The following is a 9,956-nucleotide window of genomic DNA, read 5'->3' on the forward strand; positions in this document are numbered from 1 at the left end:
CGGACCGCCGTTTTGAATAACGAACTGCAGGATAAATTTGTCTGCTGGTATCCGGGTTTTCAAAGTGACGGGAAGGGACCAGCGATGGCAGCATAGCTCACGCTGCCCCAATATTTTTTATGCTCTCGCGCCGACAGGCGCCGAAGATCTGGTGCTCGATCTCTACAAGCAGATCCCGCCCACGCGCATCACCGATCTCCTGCTGGAGGTGGATGCGGCGACCGGCTTCACCGAAGCGTTCACCCATCTGCGCACAGGAGCACCCTGCGCTGACCGGATCGGGCTAATGAACGTTATCTTGGCGGAAGGGATCAACCTCGGCTTGCGCAAAATGGCGGATGCGACAAACACCCACACCTTCTGGGAATTGATCCGCATTGGACGGTGGCATGTCGAGGGCGAAGCCTATGACCGGGCGCTGGCCATGGTGGTCGAGGCACAGGCAGCGTTACCCATGGCCCGGTTCTGGGGCATGGGCACGTCGGCTTCGAGCGACGGACAGTTCTTCGTCGCTACAGAGCAAGGTGAGGCCATGAACCTGGTCAACGCGAAATATGGCAATACCCCGGGCCTGAAAGCCTATAGCCACGTCTCCGACCAATATGCGCCGTTCGCAACCCAGGTGATTCCTGCAACGGCAAGCGAAGCGCCTTACATCCTCGATGGCCTGCTGATGAACGATGCTGGACGCCATATCCGCGAGCAGTTCACCGACACGGGCGGCTTCACCGATCACGTCTTTGCCGCATGTGCCATTCTCGGCTACCGGTTCGCTCCGCGCATCCGCGACCTGCCATCCAAACGGCTCTACGCGTTCAATCCGTCGGCCGCCCCGGCGCACCTGCGAGCGTTGATCGGCGGAAAGGTCAACCAAGCCATGATCGAGCGCAATTGGCCCGACATCCTGCGCATCGCCGCCACCATTGCTGCCGGGACCGTCGCGCCAAGCCAGATTCTGCGGAAACTCGCCTCCTATCCGCGGCAGAACGAGCTCGCGACAGCCCTGCGGGAAGTCGGTCGCGTCGAGCGCACCCTGTTCATGATCGACTGGATTCTGGATGCCGAACTCCAACGGCGTGCCCAGATCGGGCTCAACAAAGGCGAAGCTCATCATGCGCTGAAGCGGGCAATCAGCTTCCACCGCCGCGGTGAAATCCGCGACCGTTCCGCCGAAGGCCAGCATTACCGCATCGCCGGCATGAATCTGCTCGCCGCCATCATCATCTTCTGGAACACCATGAAGCTCGGCGAGGTCGTTGCAAACCAGAAACGCGATGGAAAGCTGCTATCGCCCGATCTCTTGGCCCATGTTTCGCCGCTCGGATGGGAACACATCAATCTCACCGGAGAATATCGCTGGCCAAAGCCTTAGCGTAGGATTCCGCCCCCTCCCGCAAACGACCCCATCCAGAGTTAGCTGTAGAAATGATTATGCCAGTCAAGGCTTTTGAAGAATTCTGCGCACACCATCAAGTACAGCACCTAAGTACGGATGATTTTGCAAAGATTGAATATGACCGCATGAAGTGGCGATTTGGACAGGCCGGTATTAGAGAATAAAAACTCTAGTCTTTATTAAAAAATCAGGAAGATTTATATGCAAATTGATATTAAAACATCTTCAGTTAAGCCTTTAAGAAATACTTATGCTTATATTGAAAAAAGATTTGGTGATAAACCAGCTTCACGTTATCAAGAAGCGACCTACGATATTCAGGAAGAAATTAATTTTCATTACAAACCTTTATGGCAGCCTGAATTTGATCTTTACGATAAGGGCCGTACTGTAATCCAAATGAAAGATTGGTACGTGCTTAAAGATCCTCGTCAATTTTATTATGGGGCTTATACCCAAACTCGAGCTAAACAACAAGAGATTTTAGAAAGTAATTTTACGCTTGTTGAAAAACACGATTTATTAAGAAATATTTCTGAAGAAATTCTAAACAAAGTAACGAAATTACTACTCCCACTTTATTGTAAACAAGACATTTTTATCTTTTATATTCAATGGCTTATTTTCCTGCTAATTGGTAATACCATGAAAAATACCATGCTCAGAAAAGGCTTAACAATATTTTGAAAAATTGCCTACTGAGCGCTGCCGCACAGCTCCATAGGCCGCTTTCCTGGCTTTGCTTCCAGATGTATGCTCTTCTGCTCCTGCAGCTAATGGATCACCGCAAACAGGTTACTCGCCTGGGGATTCCCTTTCGACCCGAGCATCCGTATGAGACTCATGCTCGATTATTATTATTATACTCTGTACACGACAAATTTCACAGAACCCTTATCCTATCAGGATTCTGCTTTCTTAAAATTGCCAAAATTTCCTTAAACTCTTCTTTTTTCCCAAAACCAATTAAACGCTGAATCGCCATTTGAACATAGTCTAAACCATAGCGAAATAAACTCATTGAGAGTCGTCCATGCTTCTTTATTTTTATCGCTTTTTTTTGATTATGTTGCCATTCACCCGTTAAGTAACACCAACAGAAGCTTATAGCTAACACCGCAATCAATTTTTTCACTCGTCTAGGGTCTGTCAAGCGCGTATTTTCAAGATTAAACCCGCGTCCTTTGAGACAACTGAATAAGGTTTCAATTTCCCAGCGTAATGCATAATCCTGAATAGCATTGGCATTAAACTGAGGAGAAACGACGAGTAAAAGCTCTCCATTTTCTAACTGTAGTGCACTTATATATAGTTTCACCCGACCAACCAAAATCCGTCGTTTACGACATTCAATTTGACCAACTTTAAGATGGCGAAATAAATCACTAATTTTATGATTCTTTCCTAAATGATTGGTGACAATGAAGTTTTTTTAACACGAATGCAGAAGTTGATGTCTTGTTCAATTAACCATGTAAACCACTGCTCACCGATAAACTCTCTGTCTGCGAACACATTCACAATACGGTCTTTACCAAAAATGGCTATAAAGCGTTGAATCAAAGCAATACGCTCTTTCGTATCTGAATTTCCACGTTTATTAAGCAATGTCCAAAGGATAGGTATCGCTATTCCACGATAAACGATTGCGAGCATCAGGATATTAATATTTCGTTTTCCCCATTTCCAATTGGTTCTATCTAAAGTCAGTTGCACTTGGTCGAATGAAAACATATTGAAAATCAACTGAGAAATTTGACGATAATCAAAATACTGACCTGCAAAGAAGCGCTGCATACGTCGATAAAATGATTGTGGTAAACACTTGATGGGCAAGGCTTTAGATGCAGAAGAAAGATTACATGTTTGCTTTAAAATAATCACAAGCATGATGAGCGCAAAGCACTTTAAATGTGACTTGTTCCATTTTAGAGATTTGTTTAAGATAAGATATAACTCATTGAGATGTGTCATAGTATTCGTCGTTAGAAAACAATTATTGTGACATTATTTCAATGAGTTATCTATTTTTGTCGTGTACAGAGATTATTATAGAAGCCCCCATGAATAAATCGCTCATCATTTTCGGCATCGTCAACATAACCTCGGACAGTTTCTCCGATGGAGGCCGGTATCTGGCGCCAGACGCAGCCATTGCGCAGGCGCGTAAGCTGATGGCCGAGGGGGCAGATGTGATCGACCTCGGTCCGGCATCCAGCAATCCCGACGCCGCGCCTGTTTCGTCCGACACAGAAATCGCGCGTATCGCGCCGGTGCTGGACGCGCTCAAGGCAGATGGCATTCCCGTCTCGCTCGACAGTTATCAACCCGCGACGCAAGCCTATGCCTTGTCGCGTGGTGTGGCCTATCTCAATGATATTCGCGGTTTTCCAGACGCTGCGTTCTATCCGCAATTGGCGAAATCATCTGCCAAACTCGTCGTTATGCATTCGGTGCAAGACGGGCAGGCAGATCGGCGCGAGGCACCCGCTGGCGACATCATGGATCACATTGCGGCGTTCTTTGACGCGCGCATCGCGGCGCTGACGGGTGCCGGTATCAAACGCAACCGCCTTGTCCTTGATCCCGGCATGGGGTTTTTTCTGGGGGCTGCTCCCGAAACCTCGCTCTCGGTGCTGGCGCGGTTCGATGAATTGCGGCTGCGCTTCGATTTGCCGGTGCTTCTGTCTGTTTCGCGCAAATCCTTTCTGCGCGCGCTCACAGGCCGTGGTCCGGGGGATGTCGGGGCCGCGACACTCGCTGCAGAGCTTGCCGCCGCCGCAGGTGGAGCTGACTTCATCCGCACACACGAGCCGCGCCCCTTGCGCGACGGGCTGGCGGTATTGGCGGCGCTGAAAGAAACCGCAAGAATTCGTTAACTGCACATTCGGGATATTTCTCTATATTCGCGGTTCAGCAGGCATGTCCCCTTTGAGGGCGACCCGACGACAGGATAATCGACCTTATGGTGCGCAAATATTTCGGCACAGACGGTATTCGTGGCAAAGCCAACGAAGGCGCGATGACGGCGGAAACCGCCTTGCGCGTCGGCATGGCGGCTGGCCGTGTCTTTCGTCGCGGTGACCACCGCCATCGTGTCGTGATCGGCAAGGATACGCGCCTGTCGGGCTATATGCTTGAACCCGCGCTCACAGCCGGTTTCACCTCGATGGGCATGGACGTATTCCTTTTTGGCCCGCTGCCGACAACGTATAGGAAGAATAAACGCCCTTTTCACCCAAGTCCAACAGCTTTGGACCGCAGTTGACTCTTTCGACACCCCTGCGATGCAACCCAATCCGGCTGACGGGGAGCCAGCAACGCTGAAAATTTACCCTCCTCTTTCCCACTAGCGGCTCCTTTTCCGACAACCAGCACGGCGGATCCCTGCCGCGGCGCTGTGAACGCAGCATTTTGATTGGTATCGTTGGCCTTCAGGCTCGTCAGTCAAACAGACCCAGGAGCAGCTCAGCCGGTGGCGCCCGGCTTTCGGGTAACGCCCTGGTCCCGCTGGTTTCGGCTTTGTGCTTCAGGTGATCAAGGATCTGCTTGATCACTATAGGGTCTTCAATGCAGGCGATGACTTTCATGGCGCCGCCGCAGCCGCTGCAGGTCTCGATGTCGATATTGAAAACACGCTTGAGCCGTTGCGCCCATGTCATCGACGCTCGCCGTTGTGCTGGTGTTGCCGGTTCATCAGCCACCCTGACCTTGTTGCCCCTGCCCCGTTTTGCCGGCGTGACCAACGCCCGGTGCCGACTGTTGGGTGCGAACACCCCGTGGAAGCGGGTTAGGTTGACTCTGGGCTTCGGTACCAGGGCGGCCAGCCTTGCAATGAAATCCAATGGTTCGAAAATGACGTGCGTGGTGCCGTCCCGGTACGGCGTCTTGAGCTGGTAGCGCACGTTGCCGCCTCGTGTTAACGACAGCCGCTTCTCGGATACCGCCGGGCGGCTGATGTACCGGCACAGCCGTTCGAGCTTCTTGCGTTCATCGGCCCTGGCCGCCACGCCGGCGTGCAGGCTGAACCCGGCTACCTTGCCAATCCCGTCACCGAACGGATCACCACTGGTCGGCAGAGTTTGCAAAGTGAACACCTTTCGCCCCGCCTGTGAACCGACAGCGATACGGTAAGTGATCGAGTGCCCCAGCAGGGGTGTCATCGGGTCGTCATCCACCGCATCCGAGGCCAGATAGCTGTTTTCGACATCCCGTTCCAGCAGGCCTTGCCGTTCCAGATAGCGACCCACCCGGTGGGCGATGGTGTGCGTCAGCTGGGTGAGCTCTGGGCTGGTCGGCGCCTTGACCCAGCGGAAACGCGCTGAGCCGTGGGATTGCTCGACATACACACCGTCGAGAAACAGCATGTGGAAGTGAACATTCAGATTGAGCGCCGATCCAAAACGCTGGATCAGGGTGACCGCGCCCGTCTTGGCCACTTGGTGGGTATGGCCCGCTTTCTTGACCAGGTGCGTGGCAATGACGCGGTAAACGATGCCCAGCACCCACCCCATGATCTCGGGCCGGCTGGCAAACAGGAAACGCAGCTGAAACGGGAAGCTCAACACCCACTGACGCATGGGTTGTTCAGGCAGTACTTCATCAACCAGCAAGGCGGCACTTTCGGCCATCCGCCGCGCCCCACAGCTCGGGCAGAAACCGCGACGCTTACAGCTGAAAGCGACCAGGTGCTCGGCGTGGCAAGACTCGCAGCGAACCCGTAGAAAGCCATGCTCCAGCCGCCCGCATTGGAGAAATTCTTCAAATTCCCGTTGCACATAGCCCGGCAATTCCTTTCCCTGCTCTGCCATAAGCGCAGCGAATGCCGGGTAATACTCGTCAACGATCTGATAGAGAAGGGTTTGCTCGGGTCGGTGGCTCTGGTAACGACCAGTATCCCGATCCCGGCTGGCCGTCCTGGCCGCCACATGAGGCATGTTCCGCGTCCTTGCAATACTGTGTTTACATACAGTCTATCGCTTAGCGGAAAGTTCTTTTACCCTCAGCCGAAATGCCTGCCGTTGCTAGACATTGCCAGCCAGTGCCCGTCACTCCGCGGTCTTCACTGCGTGATCGAGTTGATCGACACCCGCCGTGACACGCTCCATGAAGTGCCTGCCTGCGTCTGTTAGCCGAACGCCCCGCGCATGGCGCTCAAATAGCAGGACACCAAGGTTATCCTCCAGCGCTTTCACACGCGCGCTGACGCTCGACTGGCTGATACCAAGTGCCTTGGCCGCATGCCGAAAATTCAGATGCTCGGCGACGGCGATGAACTGAACAAGGGAAATGAGCGGTATCCTGCCAGACAGGATACCGACATTCACGAGGTTTCGATGGTTAGTGCGCCGCATCGGAGCGGGCCTGCTACCAGTCGTCGGTTAGACGACTGGCGACTTCTCGGTGGCAGCCCCACGGAGCCGAAGGAGCACCAGCCCCAACGAAACCAGTACCGCCATCGCCGTGGCGTAACAGATCACGGGCCACGCTGTGTCACCGTTTAAAAGTGCCACCGCCAATGTCCCGACAATGCTGACTATCAGGCTTTGAACGCAGAAGTAGAACGCGACCGCTGATCCCGCGATGTCGTCGAACTCTGCCAAAGCGCCGTTCGCGGTAACGGACACCGTGAAGACAATACCGACCGCGACAACCCACATCGGTAGGATGAAGGTGAGGAATGACGGCGAGCCGTAAAGTTCGCCGATCCCCAACAGGACCGCTCCGCAAACAAGCAACGCCATCCCACGCGCCACGCATCCTGCGATGCCCCATCTGGCGACAAAGGACTTCGCGAAACGGGTTGTCACGATCATTACAAGCGCGACAGTGGCGAAGGCAAAGCTGAATCCGATCTCGGAATATTCCGCTTGGCCTATGAGCACACGGGGAGCCGTCGAGAAGAAGACGAAGTAGGTGCCCATACCGGCGCTAAAGCCGACAGTGTAAACCCAAAAAGCCGGACTCGCGAAGATCGGCAAGACAGATCGGCGCGTCTTGACTTGATCCAGAGGGCGGGTTTCGTGCCACCTGAAACCCGCATTTAGGAGTGCGAGCATCGCCAGTATAGCCAAAGTAATGAATATCGCCTGCCATCCCAAGAACTCGCCGATCAATACTCCGGCGATAGGGCCGAGCGCAGGCACGAACGCCAGCATCGAACTGAAAAGGCCGTAGATGACGACACCCTCAGGACGGTTGGCATAAACGTCGCGAACCGTCGCGAACGTCGCCACCAGCATGGCCGACGCGCCCACTGCTTGAAGTAGACGGAAAGCGACAAAGGCCGGTGCAGTTGAAGACCAAGCTGCTCCCAGAGACGCAATGACGAAAGCCGTTGCGCCCGCAAGTAGAATTGGCCGTCGCCCGATTCTGTCTGAGAGCGGACCAAAAATCACCTGGCCCACGCCGAGCATCACCATATAGAGGCTCAACGTGAGTTGGATCATAGCGGGCGTCGTGTTCAGGATGCCGGGCATCGCTGGAACGACAGGGAGATAAATATCCATCGCCAGTGAAGCGAGGATGTCGAAAGGAGCCATCAGCAGCAGTGCTGCCGGCAGCGTATAGGCCCACGCGGGGCGTGTGGTGGTCATGACGAATCAACCCTCGATTAAGGAATACCGGGCGACGTCTGCTCGTCAGCAATCAGATGAGACTAGCCTTACAGAGCGCCGCAACAACAATACTGGTTGTTGCGGCTTACTTGTCTGCTGACTTGGAATTTCCCATCTGATTACTCCACGCTTACGAATATGAATTGCTACATTTTATCCGATTATCTTTTGCTTCGCAATGCGGCATGGGCGCACTCAGCGTTCCAGCCCCCTCTGCCGCCCTAACTGCCACGACACCGACCCGCCCTGCACGATGCCCATAACCTCGCGGCCGAGTTGGCGGTCGATGATCGGCCGCCACGGGACAAGGGTGAACTCATGGGATTTCTCGACCACGGCGAACTTGCCGCTCGATAGATGCACGGTTCCGGTAAACTTGCCGCTGACGCTCTCGCCGTCCGTGGCGGCGCGGAACGGCAGGCCCTTACTCAAAGCCATATCCGATCCGACGCCGGCTACCTCGCGCTCCCGCAGGATGGCGAGAAGGTTGCGCCGGTAGAAGACGCGGCTGTCCCGGCTGCGGGTGGCGTCGCCCTGTTCGATATGGTGCTCGCGGCGCTGGTCCATGGCTTCGCGGACTTGTTGCCCGAAGCCGGTTGGCGCAAGGTCGGCCGTCTCGCCGTGGATCAGCCGCCGGTCCAGCCAGGTCGCGCCGTCCGATCCGATCTGTTTGTTCAGATCGACCGGGGAAAGGACGCGAACGCTGGCCTGACTGTCTCGGCCGGCGTCATGGGCGGCGGCACGGCTGACCAGATCATCGGGGATGCGCCATTGGTCGGCGTCGATCCGCTCGACGATACCGGCCCGGCGTAGCGCCTCCAGCCGGCGCACATGGGCATCGACATAGCCCTCATAGTCGCCGCCTGGAACGCGGCACGTATAGGAAGAATAAACGCCCTTTTCACCCAAGTCCAACAGCTTTGGACCGCAGTTGACTCTTTCGACACCCCTGCGATGCAACCCAATCCGGCTGACGGGGAGCCAGCAACGCTGAAAATTTACCCTCCTCTTTCCCACTAGCGGCTCCTTTTCCGACAACCAGCACGGCGGATCCCTGCCGCGGCGCTGTGAACGCAGCATTTTGATTGGTATCGTTGGCCTTCAGGCTCGTCAGTCAAACAGACCCAGGAGCAGCTCAGCCGGTGGCGCCCGGCTTTCGGGTAACGCCCTGGTCCCGCTGGTTTCGGCTTTGTGCTTCAGGTGATCAAGGATCTGCTTGATCACTATAGGGTCTTCAATGCAGGCGATGACTTTCATGGCGCCGCCGCAGCCGCTGCAGGTCTCGATGTCGATATTGAAAACACGCTTGAGCCGTTGCGCCCATGTCATCGACGCTCGCCGTTGTGCTGGTGTTGCCGGTTCATCAGCCACCCTGACCTTGTTGCCCCTGCCCCGTTTTGCCGGCGTGACCAACGCCCGGTGCCGACTGTTGGGTGCGAACACCCCGTGGAAGCGGGTTAGGTTGACTCTGGGCTTCGGTACCAGGGCGGCCAGCCTTGCAATGAAATCCAATGGTTCGAAAATGACGTGCGTGGTGCCGTCCCGGTACGGCGTCTTGAGCTGGTAGCGCACGTTGCCGCCTCGTGTTAACGACAGCCGCTTCTCGGATACCGCCGGGCGGCTGATGTACCGGCACAGCCGTTCGAGCTTCTTGCGTTCATCGGCCCTGGCCGCCACGCCGGCGTGCAGGCTGGACCCGGCTACCTTGCCAATCCCGTCACCGAACGGATCACCACTGGTCGGCAGAGTTTGCAAAGTGAACACCTTTCGCCCCGCCTGTGAACCGACAGCGATACGGTAAGTGATCGAGTGCCCCAGCAGGGGTGTCATCGGGTCGTCATCCACCGCATCCGAGGCCAGATAGCTGTTTTCGACATCCCGTTCCAGCAGGCCTTGCCGTTCCAGATAGCGACCCACCCGGTGGGCGATGGTGTGCGTCAGCG

Annotated in this window: 9 protein-coding genes and 2 pseudogenes; 5 read left to right on the forward strand and 6 right to left on the reverse strand. The window is 55.1% G+C overall.

Translation table 11 applies throughout. The features are described from left to right. Positions 1-139: 139 nt before the first annotated feature. The 3 genes and pseudogenes from DD606_RS22295 to DD606_RS22305 form a co-directional block, all read left to right on the forward strand. Positions 140-1,372 (forward strand): annotated as a pseudogene (locus tag DD606_RS22295) (Tn3 family transposase); the annotation flags it as partial. Positions 1,373-1,431: 59 nt separating this feature from the next. Continuing rightward, positions 1,432-1,560: a hypothetical protein gene (locus tag DD606_RS22300; RefSeq protein WP_032073144.1), complete on the forward strand. Its 129-nt coding sequence runs from the start codon at positions 1,432-1,434 to the stop codon at positions 1,558-1,560. Between the two features lie 37 nt (positions 1,561-1,597). Next, a complete protein-coding gene (locus DD606_RS22305) occupies positions 1,598-2,083 on the forward strand; it encodes a hypothetical protein (protein WP_006581703.1) in 486 nt (161 codons plus the stop codon). 196 nt (positions 2,084-2,279) lie between these two features. On the opposite strand, the gene DD606_RS22315 is transcribed toward DD606_RS22305, so the two are convergent. After that, positions 2,280-3,370 (reverse strand): IS4-like element ISAba1 family transposase gene (locus tag DD606_RS22315; RefSeq protein WP_085940648.1). Its coding sequence is split into 2 segments (ribosomal slippage): positions 2,280-2,830 and positions 2,830-3,370, totalling 1,092 coding nucleotides; the frame shifts between segments, so codons are not numbered across the junction. A gap of 89 nt (positions 3,371-3,459) precedes the next feature. Here DD606_RS22315 and sul2 point away from each other — a divergent pair. Both sul2 and DD606_RS22325 read left to right on the forward strand, forming a co-directional pair. Next, positions 3,460-4,275: a sulfonamide-resistant dihydropteroate synthase Sul2 gene (gene sul2 / locus DD606_RS22320; protein ID WP_001043260.1), complete on the forward strand. Its 816-nt coding sequence runs from the start codon at positions 3,460-3,462 to the stop codon at positions 4,273-4,275. Between the two features lie 86 nt (positions 4,276-4,361). Next, positions 4,362-4,664 (forward strand): phosphoglucosamine mutase, encoded by a 303-nt coding sequence (locus DD606_RS22325; RefSeq protein ID WP_000251875.1) that lies wholly within the window; start codon positions 4,362-4,364, stop codon positions 4,662-4,664. 175 nt (positions 4,665-4,839) lie between these two features. On the opposite strand, the gene DD606_RS22335 is transcribed toward DD606_RS22325, so the two are convergent. From DD606_RS22335 to DD606_RS22355, 5 genes and pseudogenes are all read right to left on the reverse strand, one after another. Continuing rightward, on the reverse strand, positions 4,840-6,333 hold the full coding sequence (locus DD606_RS22335) for an IS91-like element ISVsa3 family transposase (protein ID WP_015344975.1): 1,494 nt from the start codon (positions 6,331-6,333) through the stop codon (positions 4,840-4,842). A 111-nt stretch (positions 6,334-6,444) separates the two neighbouring features. Continuing rightward, on the reverse strand, positions 6,445-6,750 hold the full coding sequence (locus tag DD606_RS22340) for a LysR family transcriptional regulator (protein WP_001255015.1): 306 nt from the start codon (positions 6,748-6,750) through the stop codon (positions 6,445-6,447). A gap of 27 nt (positions 6,751-6,777) precedes the next feature. After that, positions 6,778-7,992: a chloramphenicol/florfenicol efflux MFS transporter FloR gene (gene floR, locus DD606_RS22345; protein WP_000214122.1), complete on the reverse strand. Its 1,215-nt coding sequence runs from the start codon at positions 7,990-7,992 to the stop codon at positions 6,778-6,780. Between the two features lie 216 nt (positions 7,993-8,208). Continuing rightward, on the reverse strand, positions 8,209-9,093 hold the full coding sequence (locus tag DD606_RS26520; RefSeq protein ID WP_001447541.1) for a DUF3363 domain-containing protein: 885 nt from the start codon (positions 9,091-9,093) through the stop codon (positions 8,209-8,211). A gap of 30 nt (positions 9,094-9,123) precedes the next feature. Beyond that, a pseudogene (locus DD606_RS22355) lies at positions 9,124-9,956 on the reverse strand (IS91-like element ISVsa3 family transposase); the annotation flags it as partial.

The organism is Enterobacter cloacae complex sp. GF14B (assembly GCF_004136805.1).
In the GTDB taxonomy this organism is placed as follows: domain Bacteria; phylum Pseudomonadota; class Gammaproteobacteria; order Enterobacterales; family Enterobacteriaceae; genus Enterobacter; species Enterobacter hormaechei_C.